This is a genomic window from Pseudomonas sp. B6(2017) (genome assembly GCF_002112765.1).
GTDB lineage: Bacteria > Pseudomonadota > Gammaproteobacteria > Pseudomonadales > Pseudomonadaceae > Aquipseudomonas > Aquipseudomonas piscis.
Genome location: NZ_NEIQ01000002.1, coordinates 269,070 through 289,755, shown reverse-complemented (window position 1 = coordinate 289,755; position 20,686 = coordinate 269,070). Strand labels below are relative to the sequence as shown.

17 protein-coding genes are annotated in these 20,686 nt (G+C 64.0%); 6 read left to right on the top strand and 11 right to left on the bottom strand.

Annotated elements, in window-relative coordinates; all coding sequences use genetic code 11:
• Window position 1: 1 nt before the first annotated feature.
• The 4 genes from ptsP to treP all read right to left on the bottom strand — a co-directional run bounded on the left by ptsP (window position 2) and on the right by treP (window position 7,079).
• Window positions 2-2,533, bottom strand: coding sequence for a phosphoenolpyruvate--protein phosphotransferase (ptsP, locus tag CAG11_RS04665; RefSeq protein ID WP_085595040.1), 2,532 nt, complete (start codon window positions 2,531-2,533; stop codon window positions 2-4).
• Window positions 2,534-2,593: 60 nt separating this feature from the next.
• Window positions 2,594-3,817, bottom strand: coding sequence for a carbohydrate porin (locus CAG11_RS04660; RefSeq protein WP_085595038.1), 1,224 nt, complete (start codon window positions 3,815-3,817; stop codon window positions 2,594-2,596).
• Between the two features lie 114 nt (window positions 3,818-3,931).
• Window positions 3,932-5,584, bottom strand: coding sequence for an alpha,alpha-phosphotrehalase (gene treC, locus CAG11_RS04655; RefSeq protein WP_085595036.1), 1,653 nt, complete (start codon window positions 5,582-5,584; stop codon window positions 3,932-3,934).
• Window positions 5,585-5,636: 52 nt separating this feature from the next.
• Window positions 5,637-7,079: a PTS system trehalose-specific EIIBC component gene (treP, locus tag CAG11_RS04650; RefSeq protein ID WP_085595034.1), complete on the bottom strand. Its 1,443-nt coding sequence runs from the start codon at window positions 7,077-7,079 to the stop codon at window positions 5,637-5,639.
• Between the two features lie 230 nt (window positions 7,080-7,309).
• Here treP and treR point away from each other — a divergent pair, with 230 nt between their 5' ends.
• Entirely contained in the window at window positions 7,310-8,014 is a 705-nt protein-coding gene (gene treR, locus CAG11_RS04645) for a trehalose operon repressor (protein ID WP_085595032.1), read from the top strand.
• Between the two features lie 12 nt (window positions 8,015-8,026).
• On the opposite strand, the gene CAG11_RS04640 is transcribed toward treR, so the two are convergent.
• Both CAG11_RS04640 and CAG11_RS04635 read right to left on the bottom strand, forming a co-directional pair.
• Entirely contained in the window at window positions 8,027-8,557 is a 531-nt protein-coding gene (locus CAG11_RS04640; RefSeq protein WP_085595030.1) for an AlpA family transcriptional regulator, read from the bottom strand.
• Between the two features lie 5 nt (window positions 8,558-8,562).
• Window positions 8,563-8,841: a hypothetical protein gene (locus CAG11_RS04635; RefSeq protein WP_085595028.1), complete on the bottom strand. Its 279-nt coding sequence runs from the start codon at window positions 8,839-8,841 to the stop codon at window positions 8,563-8,565.
• Window positions 8,842-9,070: 229 nt separating this feature from the next.
• On the opposite strand from CAG11_RS04635, the gene CAG11_RS04630 reads away from it, so the two are divergent.
• Complete coding sequence (locus CAG11_RS04630; RefSeq protein WP_085595026.1) at window positions 9,071-9,517, top strand: GNAT family N-acetyltransferase; 447 nt, start codon at window positions 9,071-9,073, stop codon at window positions 9,515-9,517.
• A 12-nt stretch (window positions 9,518-9,529) separates the two neighbouring features.
• Here the strand turns inward: CAG11_RS04630 and CAG11_RS04625 are convergent, their stop codons facing one another.
• The 5 genes from CAG11_RS04625 to CAG11_RS04605 all read right to left on the bottom strand — a co-directional run bounded on the left by CAG11_RS04625 (window position 9,530) and on the right by CAG11_RS04605 (window position 15,328).
• Window positions 9,530-10,255 carry a M24 family metallopeptidase gene (locus tag CAG11_RS04625; RefSeq protein WP_158091408.1) on the bottom strand — a complete coding sequence of 242 codons (726 nt, stop codon included), beginning with the start codon at window positions 10,253-10,255 and terminating at the stop codon, window positions 9,530-9,532.
• A 302-nt stretch (window positions 10,256-10,557) separates the two neighbouring features.
• The gene (guaA, locus tag CAG11_RS04620; protein WP_022640681.1) at window positions 10,558-12,135 is read right to left on the bottom strand and encodes a glutamine-hydrolyzing GMP synthase; all 1,578 of its coding nucleotides are present in this window, start codon (window positions 12,133-12,135) and stop codon (window positions 10,558-10,560) included.
• Between the two features lie 104 nt (window positions 12,136-12,239).
• Complete coding sequence (gene guaB / locus CAG11_RS04615; RefSeq protein WP_022640682.1) at window positions 12,240-13,715, bottom strand: IMP dehydrogenase; 1,476 nt, start codon at window positions 13,713-13,715, stop codon at window positions 12,240-12,242.
• A 162-nt stretch (window positions 13,716-13,877) separates the two neighbouring features.
• The gene (locus CAG11_RS04610) at window positions 13,878-14,426 is read right to left on the bottom strand and encodes a sugar ABC transporter ATPase (protein ID WP_085595024.1); all 549 of its coding nucleotides are present in this window, start codon (window positions 14,424-14,426) and stop codon (window positions 13,878-13,880) included.
• A gap of 131 nt (window positions 14,427-14,557) precedes the next feature.
• Window positions 14,558-15,328: a sulfite exporter TauE/SafE family protein gene (locus CAG11_RS04605; protein ID WP_085595022.1), complete on the bottom strand. Its 771-nt coding sequence runs from the start codon at window positions 15,326-15,328 to the stop codon at window positions 14,558-14,560.
• A gap of 102 nt (window positions 15,329-15,430) precedes the next feature.
• Between CAG11_RS04605 and CAG11_RS04600 the strand changes: the two genes are divergently transcribed.
• The 4 genes from CAG11_RS04600 (at window position 15,431) to leuA (ending at window position 20,637) form a co-directional block, all read left to right on the top strand.
• On the top strand, window positions 15,431-16,327 hold the full coding sequence (locus tag CAG11_RS04600) for a LysR family transcriptional regulator (RefSeq protein ID WP_085595019.1): 897 nt from the start codon (window positions 15,431-15,433) through the stop codon (window positions 16,325-16,327).
• 47 nt (window positions 16,328-16,374) lie between these two features.
• Window positions 16,375-17,754 carry an exodeoxyribonuclease VII large subunit gene (xseA, locus tag CAG11_RS04595; RefSeq protein ID WP_085595017.1) on the top strand — a complete coding sequence of 460 codons (1,380 nt, stop codon included), beginning with the start codon at window positions 16,375-16,377 and terminating at the stop codon, window positions 17,752-17,754.
• Window positions 17,755-17,757: 3 nt separating this feature from the next.
• Complete coding sequence (locus CAG11_RS04590; protein WP_022640687.1) at window positions 17,758-18,579, top strand: M23 family metallopeptidase; 822 nt, start codon at window positions 17,758-17,760, stop codon at window positions 18,577-18,579.
• Between the two features lie 378 nt (window positions 18,580-18,957).
• On the top strand, window positions 18,958-20,637 hold the full coding sequence (leuA, locus tag CAG11_RS04580; RefSeq protein WP_085595015.1) for a 2-isopropylmalate synthase: 1,680 nt from the start codon (window positions 18,958-18,960) through the stop codon (window positions 20,635-20,637).
• Window positions 20,638-20,686: the final 49 nt, after the last annotated feature.

Genomic DNA, 20,686 nt, shown 5'->3' with positions numbered 1-20,686 from the left:
TTCAGTTCTCCAGGACCGGTGAGTGAGCAGCAAGCGGCTGGCGGTGCAGGCATTCACGCACCTGGGCAGCATCCTCCAGATCGACGATACGCGCAGCCAGCGCCTGGCACTGGACCAGGTCCAGCTCCCGCACCCGGGCCTTGATGGCCGGGATCAGCGGCACGCTCACCGACAACTCATCCACCCCCAGGCCCAGCAACAGCGGCACCGCCAGGGTTTCAGAAGCCAGCGCACCGCACACACCGACCCACTTGCCGTGGGCATGGGCAGCCCGGACCGTGGTGGCGATCAGGCGCAGCACCGCCGGGTGGAAGCTGTCGGCCTGGCTGGCCAGGCGCGGGTGATCGCGGTCCATGGCCAGGGTGTACTGGGTCAGGTCGTTGGTACCGATGGAGAAGAAATCCACCTCCGGGGCAAAACGATCCGCCAGCAACGCCGCCGACGGTACCTCGATCATGATTCCCAGCTTGGGCGATTGCGCGAGCCCCAGGGCCTGGACCTCCTGCTCCAGCAACTGGCGCGCCTGGCGCAGCTCCGCGAGCTGGCTGACCATCGGCAACATGATGTGCAAGCGGGCCTGCCCGGCACTGGCCAGGATCGCCCGGAATTGCTCCCGCAGCAGTTCCGGACGCGCCAGGCACAGGCGAATGCCGCGCAGGCCGAGAAAGGGGTTGGCCTCGCTGTCCATCGGTACATAGGCCAGGGGTTTGTCGCCGCCCACATCCAGGGTCCGCACCACCAGGTTGCGTTCGGGTCCCAGGGCCTGGGCGATGGCCTGATAGGTGGCTGCCTGTTCCTGCGGGCTTGGCGCCTGGGTACGGTCCTGGTAGAGGAACTCCGAACGCAGCAGGCCGACACCATCGCCCCTCAGGCTGACGGCCTGCTCGGCCTCCGCCAGGCAGGCAATGTTGGCCGTGACCTCAAGGTGATGACCATCGATGGTCACCGCCGGCAGCGCCGCCTGGGCCAGGTCCCGGTGCTGGCGCTGGCGTTGTTGTTCGCGCTGGGTATCCAGTTGCCGCAGCAACTGCGGATCCGGGTCCCGGTGCAGTTCGCCACGGTCGGCATCCAGCAGTACCGGCGTACCGTCGGCCAGGGACAGCACCTGGGGCGACAGGCCACAGAGCGCCGGCAGCCCCAGGGCTCGGGCCAGGATCGCCACATGGCTGGTGGCGCCGCCGCCCACGGTGACAAAACCCAGCACCCTGGTGGTATCCAGGTTCGCGGTTTGCGAAGGGGTCAATTGCTCGGCCACCAGGATGGCCTGCTCCGGCAGGACCAGGGCCTGTTCCTGCACGCCAAGAATCAGCTCCAGTACCCGCTGGCCAACATCCGCCAGATCCACCGCACGCTCGGCCAAGAGGCTGCTGCCCAGGCTTTGGAACAGCTCGGCGGTGACCTCGATGGCGCTGTTCCAGGCAAAGGCGGCGCTCTTGCCGCTGGCGATCAGCGACTCGGCCTGCTCCAGCAGGCTCGGGTCGTCCAGCAGCTCCTGGTGCGCGCGGAAGATGTTCTGTTGCGCTTCACCCGGGGCATCGTCCCGCAGCTGTTGCAGGGCACTGGCGGCCTGGCGCAGGGCCCGCGCCAGGGCTTGGCGCTCCTGCTGCGGGTTGGCTGCCTGTTCAATGATTCGCAAACGCTGCGGCACCACCTGCAGCACCTGGCCGAAGGCCGAGCCCGGTGAAGCACAGACCCCACGCAGGATGGCCCCGGGTGCAGCATCCGATACAGCTGGGGATACGGCTTTGGGCAGCGCAGCGACCTGCTCCCCACAGCCGGAGGCCAGCAGCGCCACCAGGGCCTGGATCGCCTGTTCGGCATCCGCGCCCACGGCACTGACCTGCAAGGTATCGCCCTGGATCGTCTGCAACGCCATGATCGACACCAGGGACTTGGCATTGGCCGAGTCGGTACGCCGGTGCAGGCAGATGTTCGCGGCAAAACCCTTGGCAGCCTGGGCCAGCAAGGCCGCCGGGCGCGCATGCAGGCCCTGGGGGTTGCCCAGGATCAGCGGCTTGGAAAACAGCGCCTCGCCCTCGGCCTCAGCGTCCTCGACAGCGCCCAGGGCCGCTGGCGCGAGCTGCAGCAGTGGCTGGCCTTGCTCTACCAGCCGGCGATCGTCCACCAGTGCGGTCACCGGCTCGCCGCTGACCACCAGCATCAGGGTCAGCAGGCTGCGGGCATGCAGGGCCAGGTAGTCGGCGTCGAACTCGATCAGCGCCTGTCCCGCCGCCACCTGCTGGCCTTCGTGGACCAGGCAGGTGAACCCCTTGCCCGCCAGGTTCACCGTGTCCAGCCCAATGTGCATCAATACCTGCCGGCCCTGCTCGCCGGTAATGCTCACCGCATGGCCACTGTGCTGCAGGTTGCTGACTACCCCGGACAGGGGCGCGCAGAGGGTCTGGGAGGTTGGGTCGATGCATAAGCCGTCGCCGATCACCCGGCTGGAGAACACCGGATCCGGCACCTGCTCCAGGGGCAGCAGCACCCCGGACAGGGGCGCGAGCAATTGCAAGGGTTGGGTTATGGCCATGACGTCACCTGCTGTTGATTCCTTGAAGTGCCGATGGAGCGCGAGCCCCGCCAGCATCGCTTATTTCCACCAGTACTCGACCTGCAAACCGACATTCGCCCCATGTCGGGCGCTGCCGAACGCACCGCTGGCGGACAGCGCGGAGCCGGCCGCCAGTTGGTTGGCCGCACGCTGGGCCGCCTCGTTCCAGCTGGCATAGGTGTAATACAGGCGCACCTCGGGACGGGCCCAGAACTCTGGCCCCTTGGGCGACCAGGTCGGGGCGAAGGTGAACTTGCTGAGCTTGCGCGTGCCCCCGGGGGCCTCCACCTGATCGTGGCCGAACTCGGCCACCAGCTTGAACTGCTCGGTGATGGCATAGGCCGGGCGCACGCCCAGGGAGATCCAGCTCTGGTCCTGGCCGTCGGGGCGAATGTCCTTCTGATAGACCGCCTCAAACTGACCGCCAAAGCCCGGGCTCAGTTGCCAGTCGAAAAACTCCACCAGGCGATAGCTCTTGTTGCTGTCATCCAGGTAGGAGTCGCCGGTATAGCCCAGGCCGGTGCCCGGGCCCTCGCCGTATTGCAGGGCGAGCTTGTTCTTGCCGCCCAGGAAGCCCTGTTGCACATGCTGGGTGGTGATCGCCCAACCGTTGTGGGCGCCACGGCGATCGGGCTTTTCCAGGTAGCTCAGGCCCAGCTCCAATTCGCCGCCGGGGTTGCTCTGGAAGCCGGCGACGTTGAAGTCATGACGGGTCACGGCCTGCTTCTGGTAGAGGTTGTCCTTGCGGGAAAAGGCATAGCTGTATTTCAGATCGCCGATGCGCACGTCCTCGACCCCGCCGCCGGTGGCGCTCTGGTTCCAGTAGTAGAAGTCGGAGATATGGATGTCGTTACGCTTGTAGTAACGACGCCCGGCCCACAGCGAACCGCCATTGAGGCTGGGCAGCTTCGACCACTGGGCATACATCTGCGGCATGCGCGCCGAGCCGTTCTCCCCCTGGAAGGTCAGGTTGCGGTCGTAGCGGTTGTTGAGCGAGGCCATGCCATCGATGCTGAGCACCGAACCGTCCTCGAGGGTGTACAGGTCCTGGCGCAGCTCCAGCTCGGCGTACTGCTCGCACTCGTTGCCCAGGCGGTATTTGGATGGCGCGCCGGGAAGCTGGAAGCACGATTGCCCGCCACTGTTGACCGAAGTGCCGAGGCCACTGCGCAGGTAGCCGGCAAACTCCAGGGCCTGGGCCGGATAAGGCAAGGCCAGGCACAGGCAGGACGCCGCCAAACCGAGATTGATCGTTGTTCTCATAAGCCACCCCATTATTTTTATTGTGATGTCCGCAGGCGCCGGCAGGCCGGCGCGAGGCCCTGCGCGGGCTCCGGTACAGCGCAGGCCTGGCAAACGGCAAAAGCCACCTGGCTACTAGTAGGCGTGGGCCAGGTGCAGGACGAAGGACTCATAGGGCCGCAGCAGCAACTGCCGGCTGCGCACGACATCGTCCAGGTAGTTGCTGATCAGCTGCCGCTGTTGCATACCCGGCGCGATAATCTGTTGCGGCAATTGGACCTCGCACGGCGTGCCATAGAAGTTGTTCACCACCAGCAGGCGCTCGCCCTGCCCTTCGCGCACGTAGATCCAGAGCTGTGGGTGGTCGGGCAGCAATTGGCGGTAGATGCCGTGCTGGATCAACGCCTGTTCCCGACGCAAGGCGATCAACCGACGATAGTGGTGCAACACCGATTGCGGGTCCTCTTGCTGCGCATCGACATTGATCCGGTCGGCATTGGCCGCGACCTCGATCCAGGGCTCGGCGCTGCTGAAGCCGGCATTGGCCCCGGCATTCCACTGCATGGGTGTACGCCCGTTGTCCCGGGACTTCTGCTGGATCGCCGCCATGATCTGTTGCGGGTCTTCACCAGCCTCGCGCTTGAGGCGGTAGATGTTCAGGGTCTCGACGTCGCGGTATTGCTCGATGCGCTGGAAATGCGGATTGGTCATGCCCAGCTCTTCGCCCTGGTAGACGAAGGGCGTGCCCTGCAGCAGGTGCAAGGCGGTGGCCAGCATCTTCGCCGACACCACCCGATGCTCGCCGTCATCGCCGAACCGCGATACCACCCGAGGCTGGTCGTGATTGCACCAGAACAACGCGTTCCAGCCGCCGCCGGCCTGCATGCCGCATTGCCAATCGGAAAGAATGCGCTTGAGTTCTAGGAAGTCGAAATCGGCCCGCAACCACTTCTGCTGGTTGGGGTAATCCACCTTCAGGTGATGGAAGTTGAAGGTCATCGACAGCTCCTTCGACTCCGGGTTCGAGTAGCGGATGCAGTGCTCCAGGCGAGTGGAAGACATCTCGCCGACATTCACCAGGTCGTGGCCGGCGAACACCTCCCGATGCATCTCCTGCAGGTACTCATGGACGTTCGGGCCGTCGGTATAGAAACGTCGGCCGTCGCTCTGGTCTTCGGGAAAATCCGCCGGCTTGGAGATCAGGTTGATCACATCCAGGCGAAAGCCGCCGACCCCCTTGTCCCGCCAGAAGCGCATCATCTTGAAGACTTCGTCGCGCACCTGGGGGTTGTCCCAGTTCAGATCGGCCTGGGTGTGATCGAACAGGTGCAGGTAGTACTGGCCGGTCTGCGCCTCGTACTCCCAGGCCGAGCCGCCGAACTTGGACTCCCAGTTGTTGGGCTCGTCGCGCCAGATGTAGAAGTCCCGGTAAGGGTTGTCCAGGCTGCTGCGGGCCTGCTGGAACCAGCTGTGCTCGATGGAGGTGTGGTTGACCACGATGTCGAGCATCAGCTTGATGCCGCGCTTGCCGGCCTCCGCGATCAACAGTTCGCAGTCGGCCATGCTGCCGTAGCTGGGATCGATGGCGTAGTAGTCGCTGATGTCATAGCCGTTGTCGCGCTGCGGCGAGCGCAGGAACGGAGTCAGCCACAGGCAGTCGACCCCCAGCCAGTGCAGGTAGTCGAGCTTGTCTACCACGCCCAGCAGGTCGCCTGTGGCCTGTCCTGAGTGGCTGTGAAAACTTTTCGGGTAGATCTGGTAGATCACCGAGCGCTGCCAGTCTTGCATGGGGGATTCCTTTGGAAAGTGCACAGGCATTCACCGCCTCCTGCCAGGCCGGTCAGGCCACTCGGTAACCGGGACGGATGATCTTCAGGCTCAAGCCGCAAGTGAGGACGAAGGGCACCACCAGGGCCACGACCATGCCAACGACGAACATCGGGATGTATTGGGGAATGATCGAGATGAATCCCGGCAGCCCGCCGACACCGATGGCCGAGGCCTGGACCTTGTTCAGCGAGAGAACGACGCTGCCCAGGGCCGAGCCGATCAGCGCGGCGTAGAACGGAAACTTGTAGCGCAGGTTGACCCCGAACATCGCCGGCTCGGTGATGCCGAAATACGCCGAGACCGCCGAGGTCGAGGCCATGCTGCGGTCCCGGGCGTTACGGCTCATGGTGAATACCGCCAGGGCGGCACTGCCCTGGGCCAGGTTGGACATGACGATCATCGGCCAGATGAAGGTGCCGCCCTGGGTAGAGATCAGTTGCAGGTCGACCGCCAGGAACATGTGGTGCATGCCGGTGATCACCAGTGGCGCATAGAGCAGGCCGAAGATCGCCCCGCCCACCATCGGCGCCAGCTCGAACAGCGTGACCACGCCCTCGGTGATCAGGATCCCCAGGTGGCGGGTCACCGGGCCAATGATCGCCAGGGCCAGCACCCCGGTGACCACGATGGTGGTGATGGGCACCACCAGCAAGGTAATGGCATTGGGCACCCTCGCCCGCAGCCACTTCTCGATCACGCTCATCACGTAGGCGGCCAGCAGGATCGGCAGAATCTGCCCCTGGTAGCCGACCTTCTCGATCTGGAACAGGCCAAGGATGTCGAAGTACGGCAGGCTCTGGCCATCCAGGCCGGCCACGGCCTTGCCGTAGTTCCAGGCGTTGAGCAGGTCCGGGTGGACCAGCATCAGGCCCAGGACGATGCCGAGGATCTCGCTGCCGCCAAAGCGCTTGGCCGCCGACCAGCCCACCAGGGCCGGCAGGAACACGAAGGAGGTGTTGGCCATCAGGTTGACCAGGCTCCACAACCCGTCCAGGTCCGGATGGGCCTCAAGCAAGGTCTTGCCCTCGATGAACATGCCCTTGGCGGCCAGCAGGTTGTTCACCCCCATCAACAGCCCGGCGATGATCAGGGCCGGCAGGATCGGCATGAACACGTCGGAGAAGACCCGCACCAGGCGCTGCATGGCGTGGGCCTTCTGCGCGCCCTTGTGCTTCACATCGGCAATGGTCGAGACGGCAAGGCCGGTCTGCTCGCGCAGCGCCGCGTAGACCTTTTCCACCTCGCCGGGGCCGATCACGACCTGGAACAGGCCACCGGTGAAAAACGAGCCCTTGACCAGGTCGATCTGGTTGAGCGTGGCGCTGTCGACCCGGCTCGGGTCCTTCAGGGCCAGGCGCAGGCGCGTCACGCAATGGGCCGCCTGCTCGAGGTTGTCGGCGCCACCGAGGCTGTGCAGCAACTCGCTGGCGATCGTTGAATAGTCGTGGCTCATGCTCGTTCTTCCACCTGAGATTCTTGTTATTGGCAGCACGCCGGGGAGGAAAACTACTCGTCTGTACGAGTTAAATCAACAGCTCGTACAGACGAGTTTGTTTTTTCTTCGAGTCACCCCACCAGATCCGCTTTCCCGGCTCGCTACAGCCTCCTCCAGGCGCATGGACAAATGTCCCGTCCAGCCCTTAAGGTGCCTGCCTTGAGCACCATCCGGCACAGAGCTATCCCATGAGCAAATACAACCGGATCTACAGCGATCTGCTTGCCAGCATCACCACCGAACGCCTGGAACGCGGCGCCCGCCTGCCCTCGGAAACCGACCTGATGGACAGCTACCAGGCCAGCCGCGGCACTGTGCGCAAGGCCATCGAACTGCTGCAGGAACGCGGTTTCGCGCAGAAAGTCCATGGCAAGGGCACCTTCGTGCTCTCATCCGCTCCCATCGAGTTCCAGTTGGGTGGCATCGTCAGCTTCCAGGAAACCTATCCACGGCTGGGGGATGACGTCAGCACCGAGGTGGTGGAGTTCAGCCAGTTTCCTCTCGAAGGGTCACTGCGGGCGCACCTGCAGGCAGAAGAAGGCAGCCTGGTCACCCGGATCAAGCGGGTACGGCGGATCGATGGCAAGCGGGTGATCCTCGACATCAACCACTTCGTCGCTGAGCTGATTCCGGGGCTGGACCGGCAAATCGCCGAGCACTCGATCTACGCCTATATCGAACAGACCCTGCAACTGAACATCAGCTATGCCCAGCGCACCATCGAGGCCAGCCCGCGCAGCAAGGACGACCAGCAGTTGCTCGACCTGGACGGCCAGAGCCATGTGATCGTGGTCAGCAACCAGACCTTTCTCCAGGATGGCCGTCAGTTCGAGTACACCGAATCACGCCACACCCTGGACAAGTTCTACTTCTCCGACGTGGCGCGGCGCTGAGCCAGCGAGCGATCAGCCCAGCAGCGCCAGCAACGCCAGCAGTTCGGCGTTCAACGGCCCGATGCACCGCACCTGCCGGGCGAGGTTGACCTGTTGCGCCACCCGAGCCACCTCGGTTACCGGATGTCCGCGCCAGCGACCGCCTTGACCATCCAGCCAGTCGAGGACCTGCGCCAGGTGCCAGCACCAGGGTTGGCCCTGATGAATGGCCAGGGGAAAGCTGTCGTCATGGTTGAGCATCAGCCTGTGCATGTCTTGCCGCGACAGGCCGGCGATCCCGGCGATTTCATCGAGGCCGACGAAATCCGGTCCGGCCTCGACCAGTTGCGCCCCAGGCAGGGCCTGCCGGATCTCGCCCAGGGCGCTGAACAGGGCCTGCTGAGCGTTGCTCGCCTTGCGCCGGAACTCCAGCGCCAGGCGCCCGCTCACGCCGCAGCCCAACGAGGCATCGGTACAACCGGCGGCGCCCAGGCGCTCGGCCACCTGCCATGGATCGCAATCCCGGGCCGGCAAGCGGTAATCGAGGGTGAACAGGTATTCCATATCCTTCACTCCAGGCCTGGCGCCAGGGGCCCGGTTCGGCGCAACTGGTGCAGGGTGCAGTTATCGATCAACCGGCACAGGGCCCGGGCATGCCCGCTCGGGCACTTGGGCCAACGCCAGACCGTGGAGCGGCGAAACTCGCCGCACAGGCACAGCGGCGGCTCCTGGGGGCAGCAGATCATTCCCCAGACCTGCTCGCCACCGACCTCAATCCGCCAGCCCTGCCACTGGGCATAGCGCAGGGCCATTTCAATTTCCTGCTCGGGATGTGTTGCACGAGCCATCCATGGCCTCCAGTATGCTCAGCGATTCAAGGCTTGCACCCCCGCCCACCTTCCTCGGGACGGATGACAGAGGGGGGGCATCGAGGTTACACAGCCGGAGAAGAACAGCAGCCGCCCATGTCTTTCTCGATGTTGCCTGGACGCGAAAAAACCGCCCTTGCCAACCTGCGGCAACACAAATGCCAGCCCGCGCCCCGTCCACGGTGAGCGCCCACAGGAATACCCACTGATGAACCCGAGGATTCGGCGCTTTACCCGGGACGACTTTGTCCAGTACCGCTCCTGGTACGCAGACCCGGCACTCAACGAACAACTGGGCCCCATGGATGAAGACTGGCTGGCCGCCGTACTCGGAGACAAGGAAGACATGCAGTACAGCTATTTCGAGAATGAGCGGCTGGTGGCAGTGCTGGGCATCAGCTTCCACCCCGTCGAACTGGCCTGGGTACTCACCGATATCGCCATCGACCCGGCACTCAAGCGCCAAGGCATAGGCCAACGGGCGCTTCGGGCGGTGATGGCTATCGAACCCAGGGAGCATGGTGATAGCTGGATGGCCTACGTCATGCCCGACAACCTGCCTGCATGCCGGTTCTTTGCAGCCCTGGGCTGGCCATGCGCGGCGCCTGGACCCGACGACGAAATGCTCACCTACCGGCATCGACGCCAGCACTGACCGGCAATCTGCTCAGTCCGGCAGGCCACTCAGGCGCTCCATGCCCTCCTCGGTGACCCGGACCATGGCGCTGAGTACCACGCCATCGTTGCCATCCTGGGCCAGCACGCGCCAACCACCGCAGAGCACGCGAATCTTCGAAGTCCCGGCCTTGGCCAACACCTGGACGTTGAGCACCTGCCCTACCCGCATCGGCTCCGACGGCCCATCGACACGGTAGCCCAACACCTGGGGCGGCTGGATGCGCTGGCGGCCCATGGCGTAACCGCAGTATTCGGCCACGGCACTCAAGCCCTGGGCATCCAGCACTTCCTGGATGGCTGCGCCGATGGCGTTGACCGGCGTGCCGGCACACACCTGGCCAAGCCCCTGCTCCAGGGCCAGCCTGGCACCGGCCAGCACACGGCGTTGCTCGGCAGAGGCTCCAGCCGTGGCGAAGGTCCAGGACTGCACCCCATAACCCTTGTCCGAAGACACCACGATCTCCACCTTGACCAGAGCGCTGGCCGGCAGTGGTTTATCGGTGGGCGGGCAACTGATCAGCTGGGCGTTGACCGAAACCGGTACCGCCGCCGGATAGCCCTGGAAGCCCACCAGGGCGGGCAACAACTGGCGCTCGTGCATCTGCTGCAAGACTTGCTCCTGCAGCTCCAGTCCCGATACGCCTTCACGGATCAGCGGCTTGAGCGACTGGAGGATCTGCGTCACCTGGACCGCTAGCCGACGCTCCTCAATCACGATCTCTGCTTCAGGCAACTTGCCTATCCGTTCGAATGCCCGGCGATTACCTTCGGCAAGGCGCTCATGACTTGCCAATGCCCCGGCAGGCTCGGGCGCTGCCTGCCTACTCGCCAGACCCAGGGCGCTGCACAACTTGCTCAACCAACTCATGTCCATAACCCTTTTCGTTACCAGCTTCTGGCCAGGTATTGCGCCGCCACGAAAAAGGCCCCTGATCTTGCAATCAGGGGCCTTTCGGGCGGGTCAGCCTTGGCTTGGCCGCCCCATGACGCTATCCGTCGCGGCAAGCCGCAGGGGCGTCATTCCCACTCGATGGTGGCTGGCGGCTTGCTCGACACGTCGTAGGTGACGCGGGAGATGCCTTCGATCTCGTTGATGATCCGGCCGCTGACGGTCTCCAGCAGCTCGTATGGCAGGTGCGCCCAACGAGCGGTCATGAAGTCCACGGTCTCTACCGCGCGCAGGGCCACGACCCAGGCGTAGCGACGACCGTCACCCACGACGCCCACCGATTTCACCGGCTGGAACACCACGAATGCCTGGCTGGTCTTGTGGTACCAGTCGGCCTTGCGCAGTTCTTCGATGAAGATGTGGTCGGCGCGACGCAGGATGTCGGCGTACTCCTTCTTCACTTCGCCGAGGATACGCACGCCCAGGCCCGGGCCCGGGAACGGGTGGCGATAGACCATGTCGTACGGCAGGCCCAGCTCCAGGCCGATCTTGCGCACTTCGTCCTTGAACAGTTCGCGCAGCGGCTCGACCAGCTTGAGGTTCATTTCCTCCGGCAGGCCACCGACGTTGTGGTGCGACTTGATCACGTGGGCCTTGCCGCTCTTGGCGCCAGCCGATTCGATCACGTCGGGGTAGATGGTGCCCTGGGCGAGGAACTGGATGTTTTCCAGCTTGCTGGCTTCGGCATCGAACACGTCGATGAAGGTGCGACCGATGATCTTGCGCTTCTTCTCCGGGTCGGCTTCACCGGCCAGGTTGTCGAGGAACTGCTTCTCGGCGTCGGCACGGATCACCTTGACGCCCATGTTCTCCTTGAACATGGCCATCACCTGGTCGCCTTCGTGCAGGCGCAGCAGGCCGTTGTCGACGAATACGCAGGTCAGCTGGTCGCCGATGGCGCGGTGCAACAGCGCGGCAACCACCGAGGAGTCGACACCGCCGGACAGGCCGAGCAGGACGTTGGCCGAGCCCACTTGTGCACGGACCTGGGCGATGGCGTCCTCGACGATGTTCGATGCAGTCCACAGGGCCTCGCAGCCGCAGATGTCCTGGACGAAGCGCGAGAGGATGCGACCGCCTTGCTTGGTGTGGGTCACTTCCGGGTGGAACTGCACGCCGTAGTAGCCCAGGGCGTCGTCGAACATGCCGGCGATCGGGCAGCTCGGGGTGCTGGCCAGGATGTTGAAGTTGCCCGGCATCTGGGTGACCTTGTCGCCGTGGCTCATCCACACGTCCAGGCCCAGTACGCCGTCGTCGTCGACGTGGTCTTCGATACCGTCCAGCAGGCGGCTCTTGCCGACCACGTCAACGCGGGCATAACCGAATTCGCGCAGCTCGGAACCTTCGACCTTGCCGCCCATTTGCTCGGCCATGGTCTGCATGCCGTAGCAGATGCCCAGCAGCGGGACCTTCAGGTCGAATACCGCTTGCGGTGCACGCGGGCTGTTGGCTTCGTGGACCGACTCCGGGCCACCGGCCAGGATGATGCCGCGCGGATTGAATTCGCGGATCGCTTCATCGTCCATGTCGAACGGGTGCAGTTCGCAGTACACGCCGATTTCGCGCACGCGGCGGGCGATCAGCTGGGTGTACTGGGAACCGAAGTCGAGGATCAGGATGCGGTGAGCATGAATGTCGAGGGCCATGGTCAGTCTCGTCTAATTTCAGAAACGACACGGGGCTGAAAAACACAGCCCCGGTTACTAGATTCGTCGATCGCCTGCAGGCCTGGACCTGAAGGCGACCACTATCAACCTACGCGATAGTTGGGTGCTTCCTTGGTGATCTGCACGTCATGGACGTGGGATTCAGCCATGCCGGCACCGGTGATGCGTACGAACTCCGGCTTGGTGCGCATCTCGTCGATGGTCGCGCTGCCGGTGTAGCCCATGGAGGACCGCAGGCCACCCATCAGCTGGTGGATGATCGCGGCCAGTGCGCCCTTGTAGGGAACGCGACCTTCGATACCTTCCGGAACCAGCTTCTCGGCACCGGCCGAGGAGTCCTGGAAGTAGCGGTCCGAAGAGCCTTGCGCCTGTGCCATGGCACCCAGCGAGCCCATGCCGCGGTAAGCCTTGTAGGAGCGGCCCTGGAACAGTTCGACCTCACCTGGAGCCTCTTCGGTACCGGCGAACATCGAACCCATCATCACGCAGGAAGCGCCGGCGACGATGGCCTTGGATAGGTCGCCGGAGAAGCGGATACCGCCGTCGGCGATCAGTGGCACACCCGTGCCTTCCAGTGCCGCTGCGACGTTGGCGATGGCGCTGATCTGCGGCACGCCGACACCGGCAACGATACGGGTGGTGCAGATCGAGCCTGGGCCGATACCAACCTTGACCGCGTCGGCGCCAGCGTCGGCCAGGGCCTTGGCGGCGGCACCGGTGGCGATGTTGCCACCGATCACCTGCACTTGCGGGTAGTTCTCTTTCACCCAGCGAACGCGATCGATCACGCCCTTGGAATGGCCGTGGGCGGTATCCACTACCACCACGTCGACACCGGCAGCCACCAGGGCGGCAACGCGCTCGCCGGTGTCCTTGCCGGTACCGACGGCAGCACCGACGCGCAGGCGGCCCTGGTCGTCCTTGCTGGCCAGCGGGTAGGCCTTGGCCTTCTCGATGTCGTTGACGGTCATCATGCCCTTGAGGACGAAGGCATCATCGACGATCAGCACGCGCTCGATGCGGTGCTTGTGCAGCAGCTCGCGAACGGCGGACTTGTCGGCGACGGCCCCATCCTTGACGGTGACCAGGCGCTCTTTAGGCGTCATCACTTCGCGGACGCTGACTTCCAGGCGGCTTTCGAAACGCACGTCACGGGAAGTCACGATGCCCACCAGGTCACCGTTGTGCAGCACCGGCACGCCGGAGATGTTGTGGGTCTTGGTCAGGTCGAGCAGGTCGCGCACAGTGGCGTCGGCTTCGATGGTGATGGGGTCCTTGACCACACCGGCCTCGAAACGCTTGACCTTGCGCACTTCGGCAGCTTGCTGCTCGATGGTCATGTTCTTGTGGATGATGCCGATGCCGCCTTCCTGAGCCATGGCGATCGCCAGACGGGCTTCAGTGACGGTGTCCATGGCGGCGGAAACCAGTGGGATATTCAGCTCGATGCCACGGGTCAAACGGGTCTTTAGACTGACTTCGTTAGGCAGTACTTCGGAATAACCGGGCACTAAGAGGATGTCGTCGAAGGTGAGGGCTTCTTGGCTGATACGCAGCATCGCGGGGGCTCCCGGGCGGGAAAATGGAAGCGCGCCATTATACTCAGACCGCCTGCCGGGCTCAATGTAAAACTCGATCTAATATCGTTGGAGTGATGGATGGAGAGCGCCTGCCATGCTAGCCGGAACCAACCCGGCCAACCGGGCGCCCCCGCCAAGAAACTACAACTGGACCTTGATCCAGCTCATCGGCTGGTCCAGCCAGTCGGCGAACTCATCGATGAAGCTCTGCTTGAACCCCGCTTCGGCCCAGTTGTTGAAGATGAAGCCCAGGTTGGAAAACCCGCACGGCTGGAGGAACAGGAAGCCGTTGATGTCGTCTTCATGGCCGCATTCGGGACAGGTGAAGTTGTCGGTGCGCCCGGGCATCCAGTCTTCCAGGCTTTCGAACAAGGCCTCGCCGATTTCCTGGCGGCACTCGGCGCAACCGGCTTCTTCGAGGAAACCCTTGGTCGGGGTATAGATGCAGCGCTTGGTGATGATCTCCAGGCCATTGACTGGCTCACCGAACGGCAGCGCCTCAGGACGCAGCACCACGTCCCGGGCGCCTGGCGCGATGGCATGCCCCATGCGGTTGCCGGTGCGCCCGCAAGTGGTCAGTGCTTCCTCGACGATATTCTTGCGTACCAGCCAGCGCACGATGGCGCGGGCCCGGGGCTCATGCACCGGCAACGTGGAGATTTTCGGGACGAGGATGCTTTGGGAATTCATGGTCCAGCCTGGAGCGTCGAGGGACAGGGAAAACGCAGCGCCGGCGAGCCGACCCCATCACCCAAGTGTAGAAGCCGGTTCGGCGACGAGCAGCGCCGAGGGCCGGCAGCTTAATCCCTGCTCCTTACAGGTCAAGCGCTCAGGTAACGGCCGATCAGGGCAATGCCACTGGCCAGTACCAGCCAGGTCACCAGCCGCACGAAGGTTTCCCGGGACAGTTTCATCGCCAAGCGCCGGCCAATCCACGACCCCAACACCATGGCCGGCAACAAGCACAGCGCCAGCAACAGCAGCGATACCTCGGCGTAGACCCCGGCCAGGGCGAACAGGCTCAGGCGTACCACGGTACTGCTGCTGATCAGCGCGCTCTGGGTCGCCCGGGCCGGGTCCTTGGGCAACCGGCTGTTCAGGTAGATCGCATACAGAAAGCCACCGCTGCCGAACAAGGCGCCGAACAAGCCGCCCACGATGCCCATGGGCACCGACCAACCGGCCGCCATCCGCGCCGGGCGGGCCTTCACCCAGAGGCTGTAGATGGCATAGGCACAAATGAATAGTCCCATCAGCAGCAGCAACACATCGGACTTGAGGCTGAGCAGGAAGATCACCCCCAGGGTGCAGCCCACTGCCATGCACGGCAACAGGCGCAGCAACTCGGGCTTGGCCACGTCCTTGCGTGATGACAGGAAGCTGCCGAAGGCGGCGATGAAATCCAGCAGCACCAGCAACGGCACGATCTTCGACAAGGGCATGAACAGGATCAGGATCGGCCCGGCCACCAGCGCCGTGCCGAAACCGGCGATGCCGAACACTATGTAGGCCAGGGCAATGCCCAAGCCGATCGCCAGCCAGGCACCCGGCCCGAACGCCCACTGGTTCAATCCTTCAACGAACAGACTCATTACCGCCACTTCCTCGACCTTATGTCCCACGACTTTAGCCAGAGACGAGCCTTGCGACTAATATCGTCGCAGCCGCCCACTCATCGCAAAAAGGCATGACTTGTGATTTCAACCCGTCAACTGCGCTACTTCGTGGAAATCGCCGAATGCGGCAGCTTCAGTGCTGCGGCTGAACGCCTGTTCGTCGCCCAGTCGGCCCTGAGCCGGCAGATCAAGGAGCTCGAAGGCCTGCTGCAAACCCCGTTGTTCGAGCGTACCGCTCGCCTGCCACGCTTGACCGCCGCCGGCGAGGCGTTCTTCCCCAAGGCTCGCAACCTGCTGACCGAACTGCACAAGGCCGGCGAGCTGGCGACCCAGGTCGGCCAGGGCCAGCTGGGGACCCTGCGCCTGAGCCACTCCAGCACCGTGCCCATGAGCGGGCGCCTGCTACGGGGGATCAGCCACTATCTACAGCAATGCCCCGGGGCCTCGCTGGACATCGTCAAGCTGTCTTCCGAAGCACAGTTGGAGGAACTGGCCGAGGGCCGCCTGGACGTCGGCCTGTTGCGCCTGCCAGTATTGCGCCAGCGCGAAGGGGTGCAAATCATCCCGCTGTTCAGCGAACCCTTGCTGGTGGCGCTGCCACCGACACATCCGCTGGCGCTCGACCCGGCGGCCAAGGAGGTCGACCTGGCGCAACTGCGCGACGAAGCCTTTATCTCCATTCCCCATCCCCAGCGTGGCGGCTTGAGCTACCTCTCGGCCGAGTTGTGCATGCGCCAGGGCTTCTTTCCCAAGGCGGCGCGGGTGATGTCGCGCAAGACCACCCAGTTGCAGTTGATCCAGGCCGGTTTCGGCATCGCCCTGCTGCCCGAGTCGATGCAGGATATAGCCCCGGCCAGCATCCATTTCCTGCCCTTGGCCGATAGCGATTGCCAGAGTGTCATCGCCCTCGCCTGCCGCCAGGAACCCACGCCGCTGGTGGCACAGTTCGTCGAACATTTTCGCGACTGTCTATAAGCGATTTGCCTTGGCCCATTGGGAAACAGCCCTTTAAACTGCGCCCCATGATTAAAGATCCCTTTGCACGACTCGGACTGGACCGCGAAGTCCTCACCGTCACCCAGCTCAACGGCCGCGCCCGGGTGCTGCTCGAGGACGTGTTCAGCAATATCTGGGTCGAGGGCGAGATCTCCAACCTCGCCCGTCCGGCTTCCGGCCATGTGTACTTCACCCTCAAGGACAGTGGCGCCCAGGTGCGCTGCGCGCTGTTCCGGCAGAACGCCGCGCGGGTGCGCCAGGCGCTCAAGGACGGCCTGGCGGTCAAGGTACGGGGCAAGGTCTCACTGTTCGAGGGACGCGGCGACTATCAACTGATTCTCGACACCGTGGAACCAGCCGGCGACGGTGCCCTGCGCCTGGCCTTCGAGGCCTTGAAGGACAAGCTCAGCGCCGAAGGCCTGTTCAGCGCCGAGCGCAAGCGGCCGCTACCGGCCCACCCCCAACGCATCGGCATCATCAGTTCACCCACGGGGGCGGTGATTCGCGACATCATCAGTGTCTTCCGGCGCCGCGCGCCTCAAGTCTCGCTGACCTTGATCCCTACCGCAGTGCAGGGCCGCGAAGCCACGGCGCAGATCGTCCGGGCCCTGCAACTGGCCGATGCCCGGGGCTTCGACGCCTTGATCCTGGCCCGTGGTGGCGGCTCCCTGGAAGATCTCTGGTGCTTCAACGAGGAGCCGGTGGCTCGGGCTGTAGCCAACTGCGTGACACCGATCGTCAGCGCCGTCGGCCATGAAACCGACGTGTCCATCAGCGATTTCGTGGCCGACGTCCGCGCGCCCACGCCCTCGGCCGCCGCCGAGTTGCTGGCCCCGGACTCCAGCGACCTGCAACGGCGGGTCGACAGTCTGCACCGCCGCTTGGTAATGCGCATGCGCGACCGCTTGCTGCGCGAGCGCCTGCGCCTGGATGGCCTGGCCCGGCGTCTGCGCCATCCAGGCGAGCGGTTGCGCCAGCAGGCACAGCGCCTGGACGACCTGGACATGCGCCTGCGCCGGGCTTTCGAGCGCAGCCTGAATACCCGTCGCGAACGCCTGATCCGCCTGGAGACCCGCCTCGGCGCCCAGCATCCGGGACGCAACCTGGCGCTGTTGCGCCAGCGCCTGGACAGCCTCGCCGAACGCCTGCCCCGGGCCATGCGCGAAGGCCTGAAGGCCCGGCGCTTGCAACTGCACAGCCAGATGCAGACCTTGCACGTGGTCAGCCCCCTGGCGACCCTGGGCCGGGGCTACAGCATTCTCCTCGACGAGCGTGGCCAGGCCATCCGCAGCGCCGCGCAAACCCGCAATGGTCAGCGCTTCACCGCGCGCCTGGGCGAAGGCGAGTTGCAGGTGCGGGTCGAGGACAACCACCTGACGCCTGTCACCCTTTCCCTACTGGACTGATCCATGCCACGTTTTCTCTGCTCCCTGCTGTTGCTGTGCCTGGCCTGCAATGCCCAGGCCGATAGCTATATCACCCGCCTGTTGAACAAACCCGTGCCCGGCGGCGTGGCGGTGATCGACCTCGGCCAAGCCACCCAGGCGCCCAAGGCCAGCTACCAGGGCAAGCCGGTGCTGGTGGTCAAGGAACAGGCCAACTGGCTGGCGATCGTCGGCATTCCGCTGACGGTCAAGCCCGGGGCCCAGCAACTGACTAGCGCCAGCGGCAACCTGGGTTTCGTGGTCGGGAACAAGAAGTATCCCGAGCAGCACATCACCCTGAAGAACCAGCGCCAGGTGAATCCCAACCCGGCCGACCTGAAACGCATCGATGCCGAACTGGCCGAGCAACTGCGCGCCTACCGCAGCTTCAGCGCCAATACCCCGAGCAACCTGTTGCTGGACAAGCCGGTGAACGGGCCGCTGTCGAGCAAGTTCGGCGTGCGCCGCTTCTTCAATGGTGAGGAGCGCAACCCGCATTCGGGCCTGGACTTCGCGGTGCCGGCGGGCACGCCGATCAAGACCCCGGCGGCGGGCAAGGTGATTCTCACCGGCAACTACTTCTTCAATGGCAACACGGTGTTCGTCGACCATGGCCAGGGTTTCATCAGCATGTTCTGCCACATGTCGAAGATCGACGTGAAGGTCGGCCAATCCCTGGCCCGCGGCGCAGTGGTCGGCAAGGTCGGCTCCACCGGCCGGGCCACCGGTCCGCACATGCACTGGAACGTCAGCCTGAACGACGCACGGGTCGATCCGGCGATCTTCATCGGCGCCTTCCAACCCTGATCTGCCTCGCCATAAGCGGACTACCGCCGGCCCTTTCCGGCCAAGGGCGCTTGCCCTGGGGATTGCGCAGCTCGCGAGGACTGCGCAATCCACATAAAACAAAAAACCATCAAGCAGAATAAAATCTCGTCAATTTTTGAAATTCGAGTATTCCTCTCAATTTTTTTTCGTTGCTTGCCATCTCTGACCCCAATAGTTAGGGTTGAGCACATGAAAACCTCTCACACCCTCATTCAGCGTCGTCAACACCGGAGCCTCTGCCTCGTCAGCGCACGACTGCCAGGCTGAACCGCGGTGCCTCATCCCCCTGCGTCAACAATTCATTCTTGACTCACCGGCAGGCCGCCCCTTTTCGGCCCGGACCATAAGGATTTCGCCATGACCATGCTCAAAGATCCGTCCTCCAAGTACCGCGCGTTCCCGACCATCAACTTGCCGGACCGCACCTGGCCGTCGAAGACCATCACCAGCGCGCCGATCTGGTGCAGCTCGGACTTGCGCGATGGCAACCAGTCGCTGATCGAACCGATGGACGCGGTCAAGAAACTGCGTTTCTGGAAGACCCTGGTGGCGGTCGGTGTGAAGGAAATCGAAGCTTCGTTCCCCGCCGCTTCGCAAACCGACTTCGACTTCGTACGGACCCTGATCGAAGACAAGCATATTCCGGACGACACCACCATCCAGGTGCTGACCCAGGCCCGTGAAGACTTGATCGCCCGCACCTTCGAATCCTTGCGCGGGGCGAAGAAGGCCATCGTCCACCTCTACAACGCCACTAGCCCTTCTTTCCGCCGCATCGTCTTCAACCAGGACAAGGCCGGGGTGAAGGAAATCGCGGTGAATGCGGCCAAGCTGTTCGTCAAGTACGCGGCCCAGCAACCGGAAACCCAGTGGCAGTTCGAATACTCGCCGGAAACCTTCAGCGCCACCGAGCTGGAATTCGCCAAGGAAGTCTGCGACGCCGTGGTGGAAGTGTGGAACGCAACTCCAACTCATAAGGTGATCCTCAACCTGCCAGCTACCGTCGAAGTGGCAACGCCGAATATCTACGCCGACCAGATCGAGTGGTTCTGCCGCAACATCAACCGCCGTGACAGCGTGATCATCAGCCTGCACACCCACAACGACCGTGGCACCGGCGTAGCAGCTACCGAACTGGGCCTGATGGCCGGTGCCGACCGCGTCGAAGGCTGCCTGTTCGGCAACGGCGAGCGTACCGGCAACGTCGACCTGGTGACCGTGGCCCTGAACCTCTACACCCAGGGCATCGACCCCGAGCTGGACTTCTCCGACATCGACGGCGTGCGCAAGGTGGTGGAAGAGTGCAACCAGATTCCCGTGCATCCGCGCCACCCCTATGTGGGCGACCTGGTCCACACCGCCTTCTCCGGCTCCCACCAGGATGCAATCCGCAAGGGCTTCGCCCAGCAGCAAGCCGATGGCGTCTGGGAAGTACCGTACCTGCCGATCGACCCGGCCGACATCGGCCGCAGCTATGAAGCCGTGATCCGCGTCAACAGCCAGTCGGGCAAGGGCGGCATTGCCTACCTGCTGGAACAGGAATACGGCATCAGCTTGCCGCGCCGCATGCAGATCGAGTTCAGCCAGGTGGTACAGCGGGAAACCGACCGCCTCGGCCTGGAGATGACCGCCCAGCAGATCCACGCGTTGCTGCACAGCGAGTACTTGCAGGCCAACACCCCGTACGCGCTGGTCAGCCATCGCCTGCAGGAAGAGAACGGCCACAGCTCCGTGGAGGTGGAAGTCGCGAGCAAGGGCCAGGGCGAAACCAACCTGCACTGGCGCGGCAAGGGCAACGGCGCCCTGGAGGCTCTGGTGGCCGGGCTGCCGGTCCCGGTGGAAATCATGGACTACAACGAACACGCTATCGGCGCGGGCACCAACGCCAAGGCGGCGGCCTACATCGAGCTGCGGGTCAATGGTGAGCGTGCGGTGCACGGTGTGGGTATCGATGAAAACATCACCACTGCAAGCTTCAAGGCCTTGTTCAGCGCCCTGAACCGCTCCCTGAGCGAACAGCAGGCCAAGGCTGCTTAAACCTAGCCTTTACGCAAAGGCCCCGGGGAGTCGGACTCCCCGGGGCCTT